This window comes from Psychrobacter sp. TB15, assembly GCF_000511655.1.
In the GTDB taxonomy this organism is placed as follows: domain Bacteria; phylum Pseudomonadota; class Gammaproteobacteria; order Pseudomonadales; family Moraxellaceae; genus Psychrobacter; species Psychrobacter submarinus.
In genome coordinates this window covers 1-22,749 of sequence record NZ_AYXN01000002.1, presented here as the reverse complement: position 1 = coordinate 22,749, position 22,749 = coordinate 1, and the positions used below count along the sequence as shown (strand labels likewise).

Here is a 22,749-nt window from a genome sequence, read left to right as displayed (position 1 = left end):
TTGTTTTGAGATTATTCATCACTCATAAATATCAATAGCGCTAAATTTAAGCGTATCACCGGCGCTTAATAGCGTAGGCGACTCCTTGGATAAATCAAATAACTTGGTTTCTGTTTGTCCGAGTAGCTGCCAACCGCCCGGAGAAGCAAAAGGGTAGATACCCGTTTGCTCGCCGCCAATACCGACCGAACCTGCTGGAACTTTGGTGCGCGGATTGGTATGTCTTGGGAAGTAAAGCGCTTCCGCTAAGCCACCAAGGTAGGGAAAGCCGGGCTGAAATCCAATGAAGTACACCGTATACGTCGCTGCCGTATGCTTCTCGACGACCTCTTCAACAGATAAGCCTAATTCAGCGGCCATAGATTTTAGATCAGGGCCATACTTGCCGCCGTAATGTACAGGAATCTCGACATGCTTACCTTGAATCTGCTTTTGCTCGGGGTTGGCGCTTAATTCGGTGAGCGTTTGTTGCAGGTTTTGAAGCTGTTTATAAGTTAAAGGGCTGGTAAACACGCTCAGCGTATTCATACCGATGACTACCTCGCTCACCTCTGGCAACTGTTGCACGCTATCTGCCAGCGCCCAGCACTGTTGCTGCTTGGCAAGCGTGGTCGGCTTAGGAAAAAATAACACCAAATTGGTTTCGCTACACAGCTGCCACTGCGGCGGCTCAGATACTGTGGTTTCTGTAACGGTTGCGTCTTGAGTAGCCATAGATCGCGATTCCTTTTGGTTCTTGTTTCTACATTCTAGTTTTAGTTAAGACCATTTAAAAATGCTGCACATGATAAAAAATATGTCAGTTGTCTTTGATAATGCTTTTTACTCAATTACTTTTTACTCAATATTCTCAGCGATCCACTGCGATAGATAATGAATACTTACTTGGCCTTTGTTAAATTCGGGATCAGCAAATAGTTTTTGGTGCAAGGCAATATTAGTATCAATACCTTGTATCTCAGCTTCTGATAGCGCCGCTTGCATCTTGTCGATAGCTTGCTCTCGCGTTGGCGCATAGACGCAGATTTTGGCAATTAAGCTATCATAAGAGGGCGGGACGGTATAGCCCGATTCGATATGGCTATCGACGCGAATGCCAAATCCTGCTGGCAGGTGACAATAATCGATATGTCCGGGGCTGGGCATAAAGGTATAAGGGTTTTCAGCATTGATTCGGCATTCAAACGCATGACCGTTAATTCTGACGTCTTGTTGCGTATAGCTCAAAGGCTGGCCTGCTGCTACCAATATCTGCTCTTGCACGATATCGATACCAGTCACCAGCTCAGTAATGGTATGCTCAACTTGGATACGGGTATTCATCTCAATAAAGAAAAACTCGCCGTTTTCATATAAAAACTCAAACGTCCCTGCGCCAATATAATTCATCTTTTGACAAGCCAGCGCGCAGCGTTCACCGATTTGTACGCGTTGTTCAGCGCTAATGCCGGGAGCAGGGGCTTCTTCAATCACTTTTTGATGACGGCGCTGCATCGAGCAATCGCGCTCGCCTAAATGAATGGCGTTGCCATGGGTATCAGCAAGGACTTGAATCTCGACATGACGCGGCGCTTGTAGATAGCGCTCTAGATAAACCACGGAGTCGCCAAAATTGGTTTTGGCTTCCGCTTGGGTCATTGAAATGGCGTTTATCAGGTTCTCTTCACTCTCAACCACGCGCATACCGCGCCCGCCGCCGCCACTTGCCGCTTTAATAATCACCGGATAACCGACTTCTCTAGCGATTTTAAGCGCGGCTTCTTTGTCGCTTGGCAGTGCGCCATTAGAGCCGGGCACACAAGGGACGCCAGCCTCTAGCATTTGTTTTTTTGCCGCAACCTTATCGCCCATGCTTTTTATGTTGTCTGAGGTTGGACCAATAAAGGTTAATCCAGCTTGGGCGACACGCTCAGCAAAAGCGGCATTTTCTGCCAAAAACCCATAACCCGGATGAATGGCCTCAGCGCCCATAACTTCGGCAGCGGAGATGATCGCTTCTTGGTTTAGGTAGCTTTTGGTAGCAAGGGCAGGACCGATACAGATCTTTTCATCGGCAAGTTTTACGGGCAGCGAGTCTTTATCGGCTTTGGAGTAGACGATGATGGAGGTGATGCCCAGCTGTTTGCAGGCACGGATGATACGTAACGCAATCTCGCCACGGTTGGCGATAAGAATTTTTTTAAACATGAAGCTGTCCTTGCAAATATAGTCCATTTGATGGCTTAAATACGGTTAGTAATATAGGCAATATCTAATCCAGCTAATATATCCTAGCTAGGACTAATCATAAACAGCGCTTGGTCAAATTCAACCACATCACCGTCTTCGACCAAAATCTCTTCAATACTGCCGGCGCGATCGGCTTTGACTTCATGCATGATTTTCATCGCTTCTATTACGCATAACGTATCACCTGCTACCACGCTATCGCCAACGCTTACAAAGACATCGGCGCTCGGGTCAGAGCGGCGATAAAAGGTGCCGAGCATCGGAGCGGTGATTTGGTTGTTTTCGCTGGCTGTTTCTGTAGTTGGTTTATCTTTAGCAGCGCCAGCAGAGTCGATATCTTGCGCAGAAGAATTGCCATTAGGGTTTGTAAAGGAGTTTGTAGAGGTATGATCTGTGCTAGTAAAACTGTTTCTACTATTGATATGACTACGGTCTTGATTGCTGCTTTGATTAATTTGATTACCGCTTTGATTAAAAGGAGGCTGACAAATGATAGAGATACGCTTACTGCCGTCAACGACTTCTAGGGAATCAATGTTGGCACGTTCAGCAATGTTAATGAGCCTTTCTACATCGTTAAAATTGATATTCATATTTTCATCCATATTCTTTGCCGTTTTATTAAAGTAAAAGGCAGATAATAGTCCATTACTGTTTATACTAAGTCATTTGTAACTATTCATAAAGTAATAAAATATTGCGCTTAGTAAGTCGTTGCTAAAATTAATGGGCTTACAATGTATAAGTCACTAAGATACTCATATTGAGTTATTAGCAACAATACGCTTTAAGGCTTTGCTGATGCCTGTTGGGCTACAATTAAAACGCTGGGCTCGCTCATAGTGATAATCGTCAGGGTGGTCTTTGACGTCTTGAGCTAAGACTTCATCCTCTATTTTGTAAGGAGTGATGTCTCGAGTGGTTTTACTGTGAAGACGCTTTTTCCACTTCTGTATGGTCGTTGGACTAATATCATAGAAAACAGCAGCTTCGGCAAAGGTCATGCCCTCATCTAAGCTTTTTAAAACTTGTTTGCGATAATCTAGAGAGTAAGTCATGGTCATTTATACTGGTAATCGTTTAGTTGATTTATTGTATAACACTTTTGTGGTCAGGTGACTATACAACAATAAGCATCTATTGCTATGGTCGAAACTGATGATTTGTAGAGTAATTGAGACAGTGTTTAGTTAGTAAATCATAAAGGCTTTTCTTCGTTAAAAATGGCTAATTACCACCAATAAGTTGGATACTGTCTGTCCTTGCCTAAACTATTGTAAAATAGTGGTCAACTAATTTTGCGTGTGATAAGAAGTAGGCTAATCATATAGCCAAGTAGCACAACACTGAGGTGAGATAATGGTTATTCGAGAAGTATGAACAGGTAAGCGCGGAAAATACCAAGCAGCAGTCCGATATGTTATTTATATTTGGTGAAGGTCTTATTATAGCGGCGCAAACACGCCCTAATATTACCAGTGCTATAAATTTTACTTGCGTGCTGTGTCGTCGCAGCCAGAGGCTGCGCAACCCATATTTTAAAAGCAAGCATCCCAGCAGCATTGTATCGGTTTTATAGTGATTCAACTATACTGGAAACCTAAAAATTTTTAGCTAGCATTACCTGCGTGTATTCCGAGAAGTATAGAGTTAAACGCTTTTCTATTTTGATTGATAGTTGGCAAAGACAATCGTCTATACTTAGCAAAGTGTTTAACAAAACTGCTAATGTCTTATAAAACTAAATAAACAACACGCCGCATAGACCAACCACCGCCAGTACACGCTGGATCATCAGGCTGTCTTGCAAGTGAGTATTTAGGTAAGTGGCAACGCCTCTACCCACAGTATACAGACCAAGCATGGCAATAATCATACCGATGAAAAAGCCTGTTGTGCTACTGTTAGCGGGCACTTCGATAGCGTGCGCTGCCCCATGGAGCATAGCGAGTGCAGCAAAGCCTGCGATGGCTAAGTTATGCCACGTTTTTACCGACGCTTCATTGCTTTGATTAATGCCGTTATTATTAAGCCTGATATTAAAGTAGCGGCTCATCAGTGCCATGGTGAGTAAGACGATAGACAGTACAATGCCGGACTCAATAAACGTACTGTTTAAGCTCATATTTAAGCTTAGGGCAAAACCTGCCACTAAACCTAAGCTCAAAGACACAAAGCCTTTTTTAAAGCTGTGCATTTGCGTCAAGAGCATACCCATACCGAGCGCTAGTACAAGATGATCCAGCCCCGTCAAAGGGTGCATGATACCTGACAGTACTGAGTTGCCAAAGGCTCCATCAGCTGTCATCACCCCATGCCCAGGGTGAGCAAATACTAGTGTTGGCAGTCCCGTTAACAAAGATGACAGTGCTAGAGTGCGAGTCATTGCCGCCTTATCGATTAGATTTTTAGCTGTCTTATTTTTAGTCATGGTTTTTGAAGCTTGTGTGCTCATGATGTGTCCTTAATGGTTTAATAAGTCGATATATAGTCGAACCACTATTAAAGTGTTACAGCGTTAGACTCGTTTTGCCTACTACTGTAGTACTTGCACTCGTCTGCCTTGTACCACTTTTAATATTGATTGACTATAGTCAGGGGTTTGTAGAACATCTATTTATACGCAGCACCTTATGCCGCGCTAATCATGCCTTTATCTAGGATAAAGGTAACGATATCATCGAGACCTTCGCCGGTTTTCATGTTACTAAAGACCACGGGCTTATCGCCGCGCATCTTTTTGGCATCGCGCGCCATCACCTCAAGTGAGGCGCCTACTAAGGGGGCAAGGTCGGTTTTATTGATAATAAGTAAGTCAGATTTCATAATGCCAGGTCCGCCTTTACGAGGGATTTTATCGCCTGCTGAGACGTCGATGACATATAGGGTTAAATCAGATAATTCAGGGCTAAAGGTCGCCGCCAAATTATCGCCGCCAGATTCGATAATAATAAGCTCAAGCCCTGCAAATTGGTGTTGTAGTTCAGCGATGGCAGATAAATTGATGGAGGCATCCTCACGGATAGCAGTATGCGGACAGCCGCCCGTTTCGACACCGCGAATACGCTCGGCTGGCATGGCCTCGTGACGCGTTAAGAATTCAGAGTCTTCTTTGGTATAAATGTCGTTGGTCACCACTGCCATATTGACGTCATCACGCAAGCGTTGACACAATCTTAGCGTGAGTGCGGTTTTTCCTGAGCCAACGGGACCGCCAATACCTAAACGTAGAGGAGATAAGCTAGTCTCTGAATGGGTATGGTCGGCTTTGGGTGTAAGTGCCATAAATAAATATCCTCAATAAAGTCGTGAGTAATTAAAAGTTTGGTACAAATAAATAGTGTTTAAGTGAAATAGTGTGGGTTAGCACTCAAGAGCGAAACAAACGGCTATATTGTCTTTCATGCTGACATGACAGTATCGCTAAATTCGGCAAGTTAGCTGACATATGCAGCTCTTGATAAAGCAGGTTTAGCTTTAAGATGCTAGTCTCCTCTAGGCTGTTAGCCGCTAACGATAGTTTTTGCACCTGCAAAAAGCTTTGCTGAACGCTAGCCGCTAAGGGCGGTATGCGCTCACTTAATAACTGCTGCAACTGCCAGATGATACGCTGACCTGCCATTTGTCCAAGTGGTACAGTCTTGACCGCCGCCAGCACCATGTTCTCAATTTGCCCAAAAGCATAGGTAGTCATAGCTTGCGCAGGCTCAAGTTGCCAATACGAGCTGATATGCGCAAATAAGGGTAAAAACCCATGAGCAAGCAGACGATCAGGCACGTCAAGCTCAAGCACATCACCAAGCCAAGCCGATAAAGACAGTGCCAGTTGGCTCGACTCATAGACAAACTCTTTGCTTTCGCGGCTGGCGTGGTAATCGGCACCTAAAGCATCAGTAAGGGCGTTATCATCACTCATAAGCGCTGCCATCATAAGCGCCAATAGCGGTAGCTCGTAACGACATAATGCCAGTGCTAGATAGTCGCTCATAAACTCCAAGCCACTGGCCTCGTCACAAATAAGCCCAGACTCAATAGCAGGTTCTATACCTTGTGAATAGGTGTAACTACCGATCGGCAGGTTACTTGACGCCAGCATAAGCAAACGTCCGGTGACGTCTATATCTATAGAGTTTAGCGCAGTTATCGCGTCTATTGCGTCTACCGCGTTTGCGCTCGATTGCGCTAAGGGCGTATCATGATTAGTCATAAGCGTTGCCATCGCTATGCGAATGTCCGTTATCGCTTTGAGCGCTGTGAGTATGAGCATATGCATAAGCATGGCTGTGATGAGCGTGACTGTGTCCATGGCTATCAGTATGGCTATGCGCATGACCGTGAGCGTGTCCCCCATGCTCACCTTTATAGGCTCCCGTTTCTGGTTCAAACGCTGCTTGTACCGCTTGAGTATGTAGGCCAAGCTGACCCAGCATCGCCTCTAACACGTGGTCAGGCTCAAAGTACAGGGCGTCAGGGGTAATCATTAAAGGCACGTGACGGTTACCTAGATGATAAGCGCCCCTCATAAGATCGAAGCTATTATCAGCGGTGACTTTGATTAACGCTTGCTTAGCGGCCATCACCTGTATCAATTCGCCTTGATTATTAGCCAGCACACTGCCATTTTTGATGGTTTCTGTGCGCGGTAGGTCAATACCGACGGCTTGTTGCTGCTGCGTTTGCGCTTTAAAGCGGCTACGCTGACGGGTATCGAAATCGAGATATAAAAAGTGCTGTGCCTGTTTTTGATCATCAATAACGGCTTGCTGCTTGGCGCTAAGCGCTGCTGGGTCGAGACGCTGTGTATATATTTTCATAAATTGCTTTATCGTCCGTTCAAATAGGGGAATAGAGGGTTGATGTCTAGTGAGCTGAGTTAGCATTACTATAAAAGCCCTTTAGAATAAAAAGTAACGCTGAGCCATTGGTAAATAGTCAGCAGGCTCACAGGTCAACAGCTCCCCATCAGCATGCACCTCATAAGTCTCTGGATTGACTTCCATAATCGGGCAGTAGCTGTTAAATTTCATATCTTGTTTTCGCATTTGACGAATGTTGTGTACTGCTTTAATGACTTTATTTAGTCCCAACTGCTTATCAACACCTTTCTCTAAGGCAGTACGCGACATAAAGGTGATACAAGTTTGCGCTACCGTTTTAGGGAAGCTGCCAAACATAGGGCGATAGTGGACAGGCTGCGGGGTAGCAATGGAGGCGTTAGGGTCGCCCATAGGCGCGGCAGCTATCAACCCGCCTTTGATAATGTTGTCCGGTTTTACCCCAAAAAACGCGGGTGACCATAAAATCAGATCCGCCCATTTGCCAACTTCAATAGAGCCGACCTCATCGCTGATACCGTGGGTAATAGCGGGATTGATGGTGTATTTAGAGAGGTAGCGTTTGATACGAAAGTTATCATTACCGCTATCAAAGTCGGTATGACTTAAGGTGATATGTTCTGAGGACTGCTCCGTTTTGGCCGTTTGGTCAGGTGCTAAGTGACCACGCTGCGTTTTCATTTTATCAGCGGTCTGCCACGTGCGAATAATGACCTCTCCTACGCGCCCCATCGCTTGCGAGTCGCTGCTCATCATGGAGATGGCGCCCATATCTTGCAAAATGTCCTCAGCAGCAATAGTCTCGCGGCGGATACGACTCTCAGCAAAAGCCACATCCTCGGCGATGGCTGGGCTTAAGTGGTGACAGACCATAAGCATGTCGAGGTGTTCATCGATGGTATTGACCGTAAAGGGACGCGTCGGATTGGTTGATGACGGCAAGACATTAGGCTCACCAATGGCCTTTAGGATATCTGGCGCATGACCACCGCCTGCGCCTTCGGTGTGAAAGGTATGGATGCAGCGCTCTTTAAAGGCAGCTAACGTGCTATGCAAATAGCCACTTTCATTTAACGTATCGGTATGGATAGCGACTTGCACATCGTACTCTTCAGCCACACTCAAGCAATTATCAATAGCCTGCGGTGTTGAGCCCCAGTCTTCATGCAGTTTTAGACCGATAGCTCCCGCTGCAACTTGTTCGATAATAGGCTCAGGTAAGCTAACGTTACCTTTACCAAGCAGCCCAATGTTCATAGGAATAGCATCGCTGGCTTTTAGCATACTTTGAATATGATAAGCGCCTGGCGTACAAGTGGTGGCTAGAGTGCCTTCGGCAGGCCCAGTACCGCCGCCAAGCATGGTGGTGACTCCAGACATCAAGGCCGTTTCACATTGCTGGGGAGCAATAAAGTGAATGTGACTGTCAATACCACCAGCGGTTAGGATTTTGCCTTCTCCAGCGATAATCTCAGTCGCTGCGCCAATCGGCAGAGTCACATTGGGCTGAATATCAGGGTTGCCGGCTTTGCCAATACCGCTAATGCGACCCTCTTTGATAGCCACGTCGGCCTTATAAATACCGGTATAGTCAACAATCAAAGCATTGGTGATAATGGTGTCGGCTACTTGACTACCAAGCAGCTGTGATTGGCCCATGCCATCACGGATGACCTTGCCGCCGCCAAACTTCACCTCCTCACCGATACTGACGCTACACGTATTAGGACGCTGGTCGATGTGGCTGGTCAAATCATACTCCACTTCAAGCCATAAGTCGGTATCGGCCAAGCGCACTTTGTCGCCTGTGGTCGGGCCAAAGTGCTCGGCATGGATGCGTCTATCCACGCGTTTTTGCGAGGTGTGTGGCGTGCTCTTGATATCGGCCGCTCCCATCACTTTACCTGCAAAACCATAGATGTGCTGACGACCTGCGATGGCAACCAGCTCTACTTCGCGCGCTTGCCCCGGCTCAAAGCGTACCGCAGTTCCGGGTACGATGTTGAGACGGTAGCCAAGCGTGGGTTCTCGATCAAAGCTTAATGCCTCGTTGACCTCAAAGAAGTGATAATGCGAGCCGATCTGAATGGGACGGTCACCTGTATTGACGACCTCTACGCTTTGCACGCAGCGACCTGCATTTAGGGCCATATCACCTGCTTTGATTCTATATTCGCCTGCTTTTATCTTTTTATTTTTGCTCATTTTTGTCATCCTTCATTGTTCTATAGGTCTTACTAGACAATAGGGTTGTGTACGGTCACAAGTTTGGTGCCATCAGGGAAGGTGGCTTCGACTTGTACATCGTGAATCATCTCAGCAATACCGTCCATGACATCATCAGTTGAGAGATAAGTCGCGCCTTCACTCATTAGCTGCGCTACGGTTTTGCCATCGCGGGCGCCTTCCATAAGCAGCATACTGATATAAGCGATGGCTTCTGGATAGTTGAGCTTGACGCCGCGCTCTTTACGACGTTCAGCGACCATGCCGGCGGTAAATAGCATGAGTTTGTCTTTTTCGGTAGGGGTTAGTTGCATCGGATTATCCTTAATAGCCTTAATAATGAGTGGTCATATTATTTGTTTATTTACTTAACACATTAGGGCGTGTCCCTAATTCAAGCGTTTATGACTAAATGGGCTAAAAATGGCTAAATCTTTGGCAAACGGTGTCAAGTAGCTGGTCAATATCTTGATATTACCTGCGCTATTTTCCTTGTTTGCCTTTAATTTATCTCATTTTTATCACCATTTTTAAAATAGGGACACGCCCTAGTCACATCGCTGTTGATCAATAGAGTCTATTGTCAAAAGCTATCGCTTTAGAATAGGTCAGAATTAAAAACTAAGTGTCCCAAATCCTTGGTCGATGCGGCTCAAGCGCATACCATTTGCGCCTGATAAGCTCGCGGGCTTGGTAAAAGGCTTCAAAACAAGCTCGTACATCAGACCCTAGGTAGCGACAATTGATCCCTTGATAGTTGTGCGTACAATAAATGGGTAGCGACTGTTTATCGGTAAGACTGCGTATCTCGCTGATCGTCTCATCTAAATACTGTCCCAGCTTTAATGGGTTGTTTTGTAGCTCTGCTTCAATGGTATCAATGCTGGGTATGGCCCAAAACGAGCCATGCACGTGCTGATTATTTAGCCCGAGTGCTGAGGTAAACCAGCGGGTATCGGCCTGCTGCGCGGTATGCTCTTTGACCAATAACACGTTATCTCGCCATATCTCTAAACGATTGGCATAGTGACCATGAGCAAAAGTCTCTCGGTACGCTTGACGACCAAACACGGCGATATCCCAAGTGAGCAAACTGGCGGTTTGGGTTAAATAAAAGCGGTTAGTAGCGTTAGAGACAGAGTGATCGTAATAAATGCTCTCTTGGGGCAGCCACTCAAGGATAGCGTGGTCATCGAGGTAGGCGCTGATATGTTGTACGGCCTCAACCGTAGCGCTTAATAAGCGCTTATCAAGCAAAGTGCTGCTACTGCTGTCTATAGGCTGACTTGGTTTGCTACATTTTTGTGCTTCGCCATAATGCGCTTGGCGCTGCGCCTGTCGTTGCCCGTACCATTTGCCCGCGCCTGGGGTAGTAATCACCGCGTGACTATTGGCCTCTAGCTTGTACTCCAGTGTTAAGCGGTCATCATCCGCGATACCAGCGGGAGGATATAACACATAGATATGACAAATCCCTGCTTGGTGATCAGGCTCAGGATACAGTGCGCGTTGTACCATCAGTGCCCCAGTATGGGCACGGTGATACAGCCGAGTTTTTGCCGCGTCAGCTGTATGGTCAAAATAAAGATGTAGCGTAGATTGCCAAGTCAAAATAAAATGTTCCTTTTGAGACGTATGCTATTAAAAAAGCTCTTTTAAAAGCATTCTTGAAAAAGTATGCTTTTAGATGGCTACCAATTCTTGAATGCGGTTGTTTGCCATATCCTCTCCTGCGCCCTGAGCGACCACTTGTCCGCGTGAGAGCACAGTGTAGTTATCCGCCAGCTCCTCTGCAAATTCATAGAACTGCTCAACCAGTACAATCGCCATATCCCCTTGATAGCCTAAATCCTTAATGACCCGTCCGATATCCTTGATAATTGAGGGCTGGATGCCTTCGGTAGGCTCATCGAGTACCAGCACGCGCGGCTCTGAGGCCAGTGCGCGTGCGATTGCCAACTGCTGCTGCTGACCTCCTGACAGATCGCCGCCGCGCCGGTGCTTCATCTCATCGAGTACCGGAAAGATGTCGTATAAGTGTTTGGGAACGCGCCCCGCTTTGCTGCGGGAGAACTTGGCCATACCGATCAAAATATTTTCCTCTACCGTCAGTGTTGAGAATATATCGCGCCCTTGGGGCACGTAAGCGAGTCCGGCGCGCACGCGCTGCTCAGGAGTGAGCTTACTGATGTCTGTACCATCGAGGACAACCTGTCCTGACTTGATTGGGAGTATGCCCATCAGACATTTAAGCAAAGTGGTTTTGCCAACGCCGTTACGCCCGAGTATTACACTGCACTCGCCAACCGGCGCAGTAAATGACACGTCACGCAAAATATGACTGCCGCCGTAGTACTGATTGATTGCCTTAACGTCTAGCATAGAGGCTCCTATGTTTAAATGGTTTTAAGCAGTAAAAGTCAAGCCGTTAGCGTCCAAGATAGGACTCAATGACCGCCTCATTTTCTTGCACCTCAGCTAAAGTACCTTCGGCTAAAATAGCCCCTTGGGCAAGTACCGTGACCTTTTCACTAATGGTATCAATAAAGCTCATATCGTGCTCGACGACGATTAAGGTATGATTTTGTTTGAGGCGCAGACATAGCTCAGCGGTGTGCTCGGTTTCAGCGTCCGTCATACCAGCGACTGGCTCATCGAGCAAGATAAGCTTAGGACTTTGCATCAGCAGCATACCAATCTCCAACCACTGCTTTTGCCCATGCGAGAGGAGGCCTGCGGGCAGGCGGGTTTTGTCTGTCAAGCGAATCTGCTCAAGAGTCGCCTCAAGTGTGTTTCGAGTATCGGCATCAAGCCTACGGCGCAAACTGCCCATTACGCGTTTGTCCTTGGGCGCGGCAAGCAGTAAATTATCGAGCACGCTAAAGTTCTCAAACACCGTCGGTTTTTGAAACTTGCGCCCGATACCCGATTCTGCGATTTGTTCTGTTGACATAGTCGCCAGATTATAGGTTTGCCCAAAGAACACGCTACCTTCGGTAGGACGGGTTTTACCGGTTATCACATCCATCAAGGTTGTTTTGCCCGCGCCATTAGGACCGATAATACAGCGCAGCTCTCCTTCTTCGATGTACAAGGACAAGTTGTTCAGCGCCCGAAATGAGTCAAACCAGACGCTCACTTCCTCTAAATAGAGCGCAATACCGTGGCTAAAGTCTGCGCCGCGAGTCTTAGGGTGACTCAAACCGTCGCTGTGGTCGTCATTGTAGTCGTATTCATCAAGCGCCTGAGCTGTCATAGCTAGCGACCTCTTAGGCGCTTTATTAGGTAAATTGCTAGACAGCTTAGAGACAAGCGATGTTGATAAATGATTATTGAGCATCAGATTTTTCCTTTTTAAAGCGTCCAAGCAGACCAATAATGCCGTTTGGTAAAAATAGGGTGACAACGACGAACAGACTGCCAAGTATTAATAGCCAGACCTCAGGGTAGGCGACGGTAAAGTAAGTCTTGAGCGCGTTGACTACGCCTGCGCCTAAGATGGCACCGATAAGATTACCGCGGCCACCAGCAGCGACCCACACGGCCATCTCAATGGAGTTAATCGGGTTCATCTCGCCAGGATTAATGATGCCCACTTGCGGGACGTACAGCGCCCCTGCGATACCAGCGATAACCGCTGATAGCACCCATGCCGATAGCTTGTACCAAAGCGTGCGATACCCTAAGTACTGCAAGCGGTTTTCACTATCGCGAATAGCGCCAAGCACGCGCCCGTAAGGCTGACCCATCAAATAACGCAGGCCAGCATAAGATAGCAGTAGTGCCAGTGCGGTCACAAAGCACAAGGTAGCGCGCGTGGAGGCGGCAGTAATGTCGTAGCCCAAAAGAGTGGTAAAACCGGTAAAACCATTGTTGCCACCAAAGCCTGTCTCATTACGAAAGAACAGTAAGGCCGCCGCGTACGTCATAGCTTGGGTAATAATCGAGAAGTACACGCCTTTTATTTTTGAGCGAAAAGCAAAGAAGCCAAAGATAAAGGCAACGATACCTGGCACCAATAGCACCAAAGCGCTCGCCCACCAAAAGTGCTGCGTCCCTGCCCAATACCACGGCAGCTCAGTCCAGCTCAAAAAGCGCATAAAATCAGGGATACCGTCGCCTGCGGTCTCGCGCGTGAGGTACATACCAAAGGCATAACCGCCAAGCGCAAAGTACAGCCCATGCCCTAAGCTCAAAATACCCGCGTACCCCCAGACTAAATCTAGGGCCAGCGCCACCATCGCTAGCGCCATAATCTTACCAATAAGGGTAATCCAGTAAGCGGAGAGGTGAAAAGGAGAGGTGATAGGCAGCAGATGCAGCCACGGTACGATAAGTAATAGCAAAAAGCATAAGCCGATAAATACAGCGCTGCGCGGGGTATCAGATAATAATGTGATGATTCTCATAGCCTTCTCCTTAATCAACAAAACGGCCTTTTAGTGCAAATAAACCTTGTGGCCGCTTCTGAATAAACAGAATCACAAGAACCAGTAATACAATTTTGGCGAGCACCGCGCCAATACCAATCTCAAGCACCGTACCACTGACGCCTAAACCTAAAGAGGCGAGTACTGCGCCCCATACTTGACCGACACCGCCGACGACGACAACTAAGAACGCGTCGATGATATACGTCTGACCTAAGCTGGGTCCGACGTTGCCGACTTGCGCGAGTGCGCAGCCTGCCAATCCTGCCAGCCCCGAGCCAAGCCCAAAGGCCAGCATATCGATGCGCGCAGAGGAGATACCAACCGCGCGTGCCATCTGCCGATTTTGCGTTACCGCGCGTACAAATAGCCCAAAGCGCGTTTTGTTAAGTAAATACACCAATAGCAGCAGAATAATGACCGTAAAGCCGATGATAGCGATGCGGTTATAGGGAAGGGCAAGGCTTGCAGACACTTGATACGCGCCGCTAAGCCATGAGACATTGCTGACCTCAACGTTTTGCGCGCCAAACACCATGCGTATCAGCTGCATCAAAATTAAACTGATACCAAACGTCGCCAGTAGGGTCTCAAGCTCACGCCCATAGAGCGGACGGATCACGATACGCTCGATGACCATACCGATCACAGCGCTAACCAAAAACGCACTGGGTATCGCGGCGAGTAAGTACCAGCTTGCCATCTCAGGCAGATAGGCTTGAAATAGGTTTTGCACCACATAAGTGGCGTACGCGCCAATCATAATCAGCTCGCCATGTGCCATATTGATGACGCCAAGCAGCCCAAAGGTAATTGCAAGCCCTAGCGCTGCTAGTAGTAAGATACTGGCGGTACTAAGACCGGTGAACAGATGCCCCGACCATGTGCTGATCGAGATGCGCTGCTCAATACTTGCTTCAGCCGCCAGCAACGCCGTCTCAAGATTAGGATCAAGATTGTCGTTTGCCAACGCCTGTTTGACATCGATTAACACCTGCGGGCTATCGCTGTCAGCGAGCACGTCAAGCGCGGCGATTTGGGTAGCCACATCGCCATCGCGAAAATTTAGCCTCGCCTGCAAGGTACTAAGCGCGGCGCTCACCTCCGCGTCATCTTCGCGCACGGCTGCTGCGCTGACGATTGCAGGATCTATTTGTTCGATGTTATCAGCAAGGATACTCACCGCTTGCAAGCGCTGCGCCGGATCGTCTGAATCCAGCTTCACTTTTGCTTGCCCAAACACCAGTGCGGAGCGCAGGGCATTAGTCAATGTTACTTGCGCCAGATCGCTTGGCCATTCGTCCGTCAGATCTCTATCAGGATAGGTAAACAGCTCGTCATCAGCGTTTAGCAAATAAGTTTGCCCACCGTTGCCTTGATACAGCTCATCATTATCAATCAGCTCAACTAACGTATCGAGACTCTCAGCGGAGCCTGGCCACTGACCCAGCATCGCTTGGCGCTGACTAAAGTCTGCAGCCACAAACTGCTCAATGGCATCGCCCTGATTGTTAATTGGACTGGTAACTGGACTGGTAACTGGACTGGTAAGCGCGGCAGGCGTAGTCAAAGACTGCGCATTTTGCGTAAGCAAACTCTTATCATCGCTGGCAAGATTAGAGGTGGTCGCTACTGTATTGGCAGGAGAATGACTATCTACTGCGGTGTCGTCAGCCGAAGCGGGAAGCGGGGTTAAAGCGAGCATAAATGCTAAGCAAAGAAGCACAAATGATAGACTAAGACTAACAGCACTAAAGGCCTTGTTAAAGCCGCTAGCCTGCGCGTCATATATAAAAGCATATATAAAAGAGGGATAAGGCGACATAGTGGAATCCTTTTTTATAATCAACACTCCTCCAACCCTGCCAAGCTAGCCTATAGCTTGGCGGGACTATCAAGGTTTGCTGATATTGATACCAATAAGAAAGTAAAGCTTAGGATAATCCTTACTTAGGAATGTATTGGCTCCACGGTGAAGCTTGGATAACCTCGGGTGTCTTATAGACCACATCAAATTGACCATCGGGGCGAATCTGACCGATCATGACCGGTTTCCACAAGTGATGGTTCTCTGCATCCATCTTTAGCGTATAGCCTGAAGGAGCAGCAAAAGTCTGACCGCCCATACTGATACGGACTTTGTCCACATCTGTGCTACCCGCGTCCTCCACCGCCTGCTTCCACATATTGATACCGACGTAGGTGGCCTCCATAGGGTCGTTAGTGACGACATTCTCGGCATTGGGTAAGTTGTTATCGAGCGCATACTGCTTGTACTTTTTGGTAAAGTTGTTATTGGTTGGGTTTTTGACCGACATAAAGTAGTTCCATGCCGCTAAGTGCCCTTGCAGCGCGCTAGTATCGATACCGCGTAGCTCCTCTTCACCAACTGAGAATGCCATGACTGGAATATCAGCGGCGTCAATACCTTGATTACCAAGCTCGCGATAAAAAGGCACGTTGGAGTCGCCGTTGATGGTCGATATGACTGCTGTCTTTTTGCCCGTGGCGAAGTTTTTGATATTAGAGACAATGGTTTGATAATTGCTAAAGCCAAATGGCGTGTACTCTTCCATAATGTCGCTATCGGCAACGCCTTTAGACTGTAAAAAAGCGCGTAGTATCTGGTTGGTGGTACGAGGATAGACATAATCTGTGCCTAATAATACAAAGCGCTCAGCGCTACCACCTTCAGGACTCATCAAGTATTCAACGGCAGGAATAGCTTGCTGATTGGGCGCAGCACCAGTATAAAAGATATTTTCGGACTGCTCTTGACCTTCGTACTGCACCGGATAAAACATCAAGCCATTGAGCTCTTCAACAACGGGCAATACCGACTTACGCGACACTGAGGTCCAGCCCCCAAAGATGACATCTACTTCATCTTGTGTGAGGAGCTGGCGCGCTTTTTCAGCAAATAACGGCCAGTCAGAGGCAGGGTCAACGACGACAGGCTCTAACTGCTTGCCGAGTACCCCGCCGTTGGCATTAATCTCCTCAATCGTCATTAGCGCGGTGTCCTTTAGCGAGGTTTCAGAGATGGCCATCGTCCCTGATAAAGAGTGCAAAATACCGACTTTAATAGTATCGCCATTAGCCGCCGCTGCGCTTTGAGTGGTGGTATCGCTAGCTGTCGTCTCCGAGCTCGTCTCGGCTGGCTTTTGACAGCCAGCAAGGCTCAAACTACCTACAACGGCAAGCGCCACTATAGATAAGCGTGAGGTCAATCGTAAGTCGGTACGAGGGGCGCTATTCAGTGTGGTAGCGGTAGCAAGGGTCGGCAATAAAGACATAAACTTCTCCAAAAAGAGTAAAATAGCAACAAGGTGAGTCAATCAATGGCTTTGACTGTTTTACTATTTTTATTACTTCAATATCTATGCCAGCCAAAAATATAGAAAATTGCACCACTGTGGTTCTTTATTGAGTAAGAAGCCTTCTTTTTTTGCACCAAAATAGACCTATAGGCTCCTATGCACCACGATGGTTTATGAATACTTGTGAATAAAAGCCATTGTTTCCTTAAGGGGCTAAAACTGGGCAGAACAAATGTGTTGGAGGGGTAAGGAGTTCTACTGTCTTGATAAGTCTAAATATCAAAATAGAAGGTTTAAGTTGGTAAAGAAGCGCTGTTGACAGGTTCAGTTAATTGTAATTCGGCAATAAAAAACCCTTATAGCTCAAGGCGTATAAGGGGTAATCATTAAGAGCTTTTATTTTGAACAACAAATTTAACAACTTATATAGCGTTATAAACTCACCATCCTCTCAATATTAGTTGTTATATCACAAGCAACCTGCTTTAATAAATTTTTCTTCATGTCATAGTTGTCGATAATAGTTAAAGGGGCTGTAGTAGATAAGCACTATGCTAGACTACTTCTATGAAGATAACCCGTTGTAAACTCAGTAAAAAAGCACAGAGACGACTGTTAGAGTTTTTCACAGCTGAAGTGACTGCTAGAACAGCCGCAGATTTGCTCAATATTCAGCCTAACACTGCTGCACTTTTTTATCATAAAATAAGACTTGTCATAGATTACCATCTCTCATTAGAAACTGATGAACTTTTTGATGGTGAGGTCGAATTAGATGAAAGTTACTTTGGCGGCGTACGCAAAAGCAAAAGAGGTCGCGGGGCTGCTGGCAAAACCGCCATATTTGGTATTCTAAAACGAAACGGTAAGGTGTATACCATTGTCGTAGCAGACACCAAACAGACTACCCTAATGCCTGTTATTAAGCGTAAAATCAAGCCTGACAGCTTTGTTTATACGGATAGCTATCGAAGTTACAACGCATTAGATGTGAGCGAGTTTAAACATTTCAGAGTCAATCACTCTATAGAGTTCACTTGCGGTAAAAACAATCACATCAATGGCATTGAGAACTTCTGGAATCAGTCTAAACGAACTCTAAGAAAGTATAATGGGATCGATAAGAAGAACTTCCATTTATTTTTAAAAGAGTGTGAGTTTAGATTTAACTATGGTTCACCATCTAATCAGCTGAAAACCTTGAGAAAATGGTGTGATATTTAATCCTTATCTACTACAGCCCCAAAATTAATTAATCAATCTATGTATCAACCTAGAAAATAAAACACTAGGTTGTTCGCTATACTTGTCTATAAAGAATAATATAGGCAAGCTGTCATGACGATTTTTCAGAACAATAACGATTCAAATCCTACTCAATTCATAGCTAAAGCCTGTGCCATTACTTTTCAAGGTAATGCTAGTAATGGATTACAACAAGATGCGTTTTTCTTTTTAGATCACTGGTATCAAGAGGACTTAGGGGTGATGGCAGTGACGTCAGTGCAAGCGCCATTTTGTCTTGCGGTATCGGATGGCGTTGCCAGCTCTAATCAGTCGCAGCACTGCTCAAAGGCAGTGGTCAAAGCAATTAAAGCGCTATGGGATGACAAACAAGCAAACGTCCAAAGCATGACCTCAGATCATATCTATAAACAACTGAGCCAAACCAAACATACCAAAAAACGCTATGGCGCTGCGGCAACCCTCGCTATGATCGTCGGGACACTAGACGACAATAAATCAATTAATATAGATATTACCCATGTCGGTGATAGTCGTGTATACAAGCTGGGCAAAGAGGCGAAAGAGTGGCAGTGCTTAACTCGCGATCATAACTTATTAAATGAGCTAGTCGATGAGCAAGCCCGTACAGAAGGTCGTCAAGTCAATTTTGATGAGTACAATCGCACAGATATGGCAGGCAGCTTATATAGCATTACCGAATGCTTTGCACTAGCAGTAGATAGCGATGATCCAAGTAGCGAGCCGCCAAAGAGCGACAAGCGAACAATCACAGTGCAAGCAGGTGATAGCCTTGTCATTTGTACTGACGGTATTCATGATTTAGTATCGTGCTACGAGTGGTCACTTATCGATAATCAAACGGATTTACAAGGATGGCTACAGAAGCTTATGCAGCAAGTATACGACTCGGATGGCAATGCTTATGATAATGGCACAGCTATTGTGGTACGGTTTGACTAGATACTGATAGGAAACACGTTGTTTATTAGTTATTTGCCCATTCTGCAATAGAGCGAGTTTGTTATGCTTAATCACTCAATAGCAACTTATAACAAGTCAGAACGCCTATTTGCGCTCTATCAATTTCTGCCGCGGGATAAAGCCAACGCAATGTCCCTAACAGAGTTAATGAGTGTCTATGGCGATAATCCTGAACGCTACGCAAATGAGCGTAAAAACTTAGAAAACGATCTGAGTCGTCTCAATCAAATATTTAACGATATTTTTTATAGTCAGGCTTTGGTCAGAGAGCCAGTGTGGGGTCAGAATATTAGCGGACAAACGGCACGGTTTTATATTGAGCCAAGCTTTAGTATCGATGTCATTAATGAGCAAACGGTGTTCTTTTGGCAGATGCTTGATAAATATACGGCAAACTATTTACCAACGTCTTTTAAGCAAAGTATTAGCGATAAGTTGAACCAGTTAGATCGTCAAGATAAGACCAGCTTCAATCAAAGCAAGCTGGGGCAGTGGCAAGATCATCTCATTACCCTGTCGAGTATCGTACAAGCACCAAAGCTTGATAGTGGGGTGCTGGCTAGCATCCATCAGGCGTTATTACAAAACCGTCAACTGCAAATCAGCTATCAAAAAAAATGGGACGATAGCGTGAGTGAAAAACGAATCTATCCGCGTGGTTTGGTCTTTATCGATAACATGATGTACCTGACTGGCTTTTATCCGGTAGAGGATCATATTGATGACAATGTCTTGTTGAAGGCGCACCGTAACTTTGCAGTCAATCGCATTACCGAGGCAGTAGTCATAGACAGGCGAATACCTGACTGGGTAGGGCGTGACGTTTTTACATTAGAAAGTTTGCAGAAGCTAGGTAAGCTAGAGTTTGGTGAAAATATTGAAATCAATTTGGTTTTAAAAGTGCAGAAATATGCCTGTCAGCACCTCTATGAGCGGCCGTTATCATCTACTCAAACGATTACGGTTATCGATGACACTTGGAATGAAGTGCGCGCAACGGTTGCTAATACGCAGCGTTTGCAAGATTGGTTAGTGAGCATGTCGCAATTGGCAGTGGTGATTGAGCCTGCTCAGTTAAAAGAGGTTATTTTAGAGCGCCTAGAAAGTGGGATAGCGCTTTACAACAATGATTAATAGAGTTATTTAATAAGGAACCAGATATGACAGCAAATAGTACTTCTAACTGTAGTGAGTCTCTAACAAATAATATTGCTCAAGAAGCTGATAACAAGCTTCAGAAAAAGCGAGTAACCTTTACCGCGCTATACAAGCCGCATGAAGAGATATCCGTTTTATCTGAGGTTGGGTTAATTGTTATCGAAGACGGCTGGGATGAGGAGTCATTACTAGCGTTAAAACAACAAGCAGAACTCGGCACATTATTTGCTATACAAACCACAGATCAGCAGATTGAGAAGTTCGAGATTATAGATCGTATGATTATTTGCACAGCCGATGAAGTCGAGCAAGTGGTAAGCGTTTTTCAATCAGTATTACCGTATCAAGGTTTTATAGCCATTGATTATAGAGATATTAAAAAACCCTGGGAAGCTGACAAAGCTGCCAGATATGTACAGACTAAGGTGACGGGCATGCCAAGCGCAAAACTACTGGAATATGCCGTTAATCAACTGCTAAAACAAATTCCTAAAAGTCTTAATATTAAGTCTATGGTACTTAATATGGAAAGTGGTCATAAGATATCACAGGATGAATTTTCTGGTGTACCAGATATTATTGATAGCCGAATTTCTGATGATGCAGAAGTGTTTCACGGCTCAAGAGTCACTGATAAGCCTAACTACTATAAGTTAGAGGCGATATATGTGGCAGGTTAGCGAGGCACTAAGTATAGACTAGAGCAAGCATGAGAATATTTGTAGATTGATATTATTTGCTTTACTAGTAGGGAATAATAGTTTGCTTGAGCAATTACTAGATCAGTCTTTTGCAGGTAATAATGATACCTATATAGCTAAAACATCAAAATATCAGTGGATCGTAGTTTTAATAGATATGATTTAACAAGTCTTAATAGGAGGTATAAATATGAGCGCAGTACAAGGTTTGATTGATGAGGTTAGTCAAAAGGTAAGAGCGCTACAAACCGCGCAAGCACTCTATAGTCGACAGCTTGCGCCAAACTTCAACACTTTTGACTATATAAATACGGATGAATTAGGGCTTAGCCGAATACTCGCTGACCTGCTCAACCCACAAGGTGGCCACGCTCAAAAAGCTGATTTTTTACGTTTATTTATTCAGTATTGCTTACCTAGTATATATAAAGATGCTCATTGGCAATCGTTTGTAGAGCACATTGAACAAACTAAGGTCATTATAGAAGAGACAACGCGGGTAAGTGAGACCTCTCGGCGTATGGATATTTATCTACAATGCCGGGTAGGAGATGACAGCTACGGCATTTGTATTGAAAATAAGCCTTACGCAACAGATCAGTTTGAGCAAATAAAAGATTATGCTCAAGAGCTTAAAAATAGAAGGCTTACGCAGTGGCATATTGTTTATCTTAACGAAAACAGTGAAACTCCAGATGAATATAGTAGACCTCTTGCAAAAGTAGCAGAGGGAATTAAAATAAGAAGAACATTCATCGTTGTCTAAGAACCATGCCAAACATAGATAAGCTACTCAAACAAAGTGACGCTGGTTTTAAACGCTACACTGGCATTCATAAAGCCACCTTTTATGACATGCTTGATGCCATGCAAGAGCATGAAGCATCTAAGACCAAATCAGGTAGACCAAGTGTGCTCAGTCTTAAGGAGCAGATACTACTAGCCCTGACTTATTGGCGTGAATACCGCACGCTTTATCATATCAGTATGGACTTTGGTATTCATGAGTCTTCTGCTAGCCGTATCATTCGTAAAGTAGAAGACACACTGATTGACTCTGGCAAGTTTGAATTACCTAAAAAGCTGCCTAGTCGTGTCGATGACGACATCAATTGGTCAGTCGTCATTGTTGATGCTACCGAAACCCCTATTGAGCGTCCAAAAAAAACCAAAGAGACTACTACAGCGGTAAGAAAAAACAACACACCTTAAAAGCGCAGGTTATCGTTCATTGGCAAACTGGTTTGATACTTGATGTGCAAACCTGTAAAGGGTCAATCCACGATTTTAAGCTGTATAAAGATACTTGTCCTGACTGGTTACCTTGTGACGCCAAGCTACTAGCCGATAGTGGTTATCAAGGGTTAGCAAAGTTACATGAGCAAACTTTCACGCCATTTAAGAAACCTCGTGGTGGTCAGTTATTAGAGATATGCAAACAGGCCAATCACTATCTGGCAAAGTTCCGTATTGTGGTTGAGCACAAAATAGGCTTAATCAAGTTGTTTAAAATCGTGGCTCATAAATATCGCAACCGTCGTCAGCGCTATGATCTTAGAATGAAGCTGTTTGCTGGTATCATTAATTCCGAGCTTAAATTATGACTTTTGCAAGAGGTCTA

Annotated in this window: 21 protein-coding genes and 2 pseudogenes; 7 read left to right on the top strand and 16 right to left on the bottom strand. The window is 45.6% G+C overall.

The features are described from left to right. Positions 1–18 precede the first annotated feature (18 nt). From pxpB to urtA, 16 genes and pseudogenes are all read right to left on the bottom strand, one after another. Positions 19–714, bottom strand: a complete 696-nt coding sequence (pxpB, locus tag W234_RS0100340) for a 5-oxoprolinase subunit PxpB (RefSeq protein ID WP_025643666.1) — start codon at positions 712–714, stop codon at positions 19–21. A 123-nt stretch (positions 715–837) separates the two neighbouring features. Next, positions 838–2,187, bottom strand: a complete 1,350-nt coding sequence (accC, locus tag W234_RS13540; protein ID WP_037058509.1) for an acetyl-CoA carboxylase biotin carboxylase subunit — start codon at positions 2,185–2,187, stop codon at positions 838–840. 83 nt (positions 2,188–2,270) lie between these two features. Then, a complete protein-coding gene (locus tag W234_RS0100330) occupies positions 2,271–2,822 on the bottom strand; it encodes an acetyl-CoA carboxylase biotin carboxyl carrier protein (protein ID WP_025643664.1) in 552 nt (183 codons plus the stop codon). Between the two features lie 165 nt (positions 2,823–2,987). Beyond that, on the bottom strand, positions 2,988–3,293 hold the full coding sequence (locus W234_RS0100325) for an IS630 transposase-related protein (protein ID WP_319802568.1): 306 nt from the start codon (positions 3,291–3,293) through the stop codon (positions 2,988–2,990). A 677-nt stretch (positions 3,294–3,970) separates the two neighbouring features. Then, entirely contained in the window at positions 3,971–4,684 is a 714-nt protein-coding gene (locus tag W234_RS0100315) for a HupE/UreJ family protein (RefSeq protein WP_025643658.1), read from the bottom strand. 176 nt (positions 4,685–4,860) lie between these two features. Continuing rightward, entirely contained in the window at positions 4,861–5,514 is a 654-nt protein-coding gene (ureG, locus tag W234_RS0100310) for an urease accessory protein UreG (RefSeq protein WP_025643656.1), read from the bottom strand. Between the two features lie 85 nt (positions 5,515–5,599). Next, complete coding sequence (locus W234_RS0100305; RefSeq protein ID WP_025643654.1) at positions 5,600–6,436, bottom strand: urease accessory protein UreF; 837 nt, start codon at positions 6,434–6,436, stop codon at positions 5,600–5,602. Further along, positions 6,429–7,043 (bottom strand): urease accessory protein UreE, encoded by a 615-nt coding sequence (gene ureE, locus W234_RS0100300; protein ID WP_025643652.1) that lies wholly within the window; start codon positions 7,041–7,043, stop codon positions 6,429–6,431. The genes W234_RS0100305 and ureE overlap by 8 nt, the downstream gene beginning before the upstream one ends. An 81-nt stretch (positions 7,044–7,124) precedes the next feature. After that, entirely contained in the window at positions 7,125–9,269 is a 2,145-nt protein-coding gene (ureC, locus tag W234_RS0100295; protein WP_084212585.1) for an urease subunit alpha, read from the bottom strand. Positions 9,270–9,301: 32 nt separating this feature from the next. Then, entirely contained in the window at positions 9,302–9,604 is a 303-nt protein-coding gene (ureA, locus tag W234_RS0100290) for an urease subunit gamma (protein ID WP_025643648.1), read from the bottom strand. Positions 9,605–9,911: 307 nt separating this feature from the next. After that, positions 9,912–10,901, bottom strand: coding sequence for an urease accessory protein UreD (locus W234_RS0100285; RefSeq protein ID WP_025643646.1), 990 nt, complete (start codon positions 10,899–10,901; stop codon positions 9,912–9,914). A 72-nt stretch (positions 10,902–10,973) separates the two neighbouring features. After that, a complete protein-coding gene (gene urtE, locus W234_RS0100280) occupies positions 10,974–11,672 on the bottom strand; it encodes an urea ABC transporter ATP-binding subunit UrtE (protein WP_025643645.1) in 699 nt (232 codons plus the stop codon). 46 nt (positions 11,673–11,718) lie between these two features. Beyond that, positions 11,719–12,480 (bottom strand): annotated as a pseudogene (gene urtD / locus W234_RS0100275) (urea ABC transporter ATP-binding protein UrtD); the annotation flags it as partial. A 139-nt stretch (positions 12,481–12,619) separates the two neighbouring features. Then, complete coding sequence (urtC, locus tag W234_RS0100270; protein WP_025643641.1) at positions 12,620–13,699, bottom strand: urea ABC transporter permease subunit UrtC; 1,080 nt, start codon at positions 13,697–13,699, stop codon at positions 12,620–12,622. A gap of 10 nt (positions 13,700–13,709) precedes the next feature. Further along, positions 13,710–15,545 carry an urea ABC transporter permease subunit UrtB gene (gene urtB / locus W234_RS0100265; RefSeq protein ID WP_025643639.1) on the bottom strand — a complete coding sequence of 612 codons (1,836 nt, stop codon included), beginning with the start codon at positions 15,543–15,545 and terminating at the stop codon, positions 13,710–13,712. A 121-nt stretch (positions 15,546–15,666) separates the two neighbouring features. Continuing rightward, positions 15,667–17,016 (bottom strand): urea ABC transporter substrate-binding protein, encoded by a 1,350-nt coding sequence (gene urtA / locus W234_RS0100260; protein ID WP_084212584.1) that lies wholly within the window; start codon positions 17,014–17,016, stop codon positions 15,667–15,669. A 591-nt stretch (positions 17,017–17,607) separates the two neighbouring features. On the opposite strand from urtA, the gene W234_RS0100255 reads away from it, so the two are divergent. The 7 genes and pseudogenes from W234_RS0100255 to W234_RS0100225 all read left to right on the top strand — a co-directional run. After that, complete coding sequence (locus tag W234_RS0100255; RefSeq protein WP_025643635.1) at positions 17,608–18,264, top strand: IS1595 family transposase; 657 nt, start codon at positions 17,608–17,610, stop codon at positions 18,262–18,264. Positions 18,265–18,378: 114 nt separating this feature from the next. Beyond that, entirely contained in the window at positions 18,379–19,248 is an 870-nt protein-coding gene (locus tag W234_RS0100250) for a PP2C family protein-serine/threonine phosphatase (protein ID WP_025643633.1), read from the top strand. A gap of 63 nt (positions 19,249–19,311) precedes the next feature. Next, positions 19,312–20,403: a helix-turn-helix transcriptional regulator gene (locus W234_RS0100245; protein WP_025643631.1), complete on the top strand. Its 1,092-nt coding sequence runs from the start codon at positions 19,312–19,314 to the stop codon at positions 20,401–20,403. Positions 20,404–20,429: 26 nt separating this feature from the next. Next, the gene (locus W234_RS0100240) at positions 20,430–21,107 is read left to right on the top strand and encodes a hypothetical protein (protein ID WP_025643628.1); all 678 of its coding nucleotides are present in this window, start codon (positions 20,430–20,432) and stop codon (positions 21,105–21,107) included. A 211-nt stretch (positions 21,108–21,318) separates the two neighbouring features. Further along, positions 21,319–21,894 carry a PD-(D/E)XK nuclease family protein gene (locus W234_RS0100235; RefSeq protein WP_025643626.1) on the top strand — a complete coding sequence of 192 codons (576 nt, stop codon included), beginning with the start codon at positions 21,319–21,321 and terminating at the stop codon, positions 21,892–21,894. A gap of 5 nt (positions 21,895–21,899) precedes the next feature. Then, a complete protein-coding gene (locus W234_RS0100230; protein ID WP_025643546.1) occupies positions 21,900–22,340 on the top strand; it encodes a transposase family protein in 441 nt (146 codons plus the stop codon). Positions 22,341–22,348: 8 nt separating this feature from the next. Continuing rightward, positions 22,349–22,732: pseudogene (locus W234_RS0100225) on the top strand (transposase family protein); the annotation flags it as partial. Positions 22,733–22,749 lie beyond the last annotated feature (17 nt).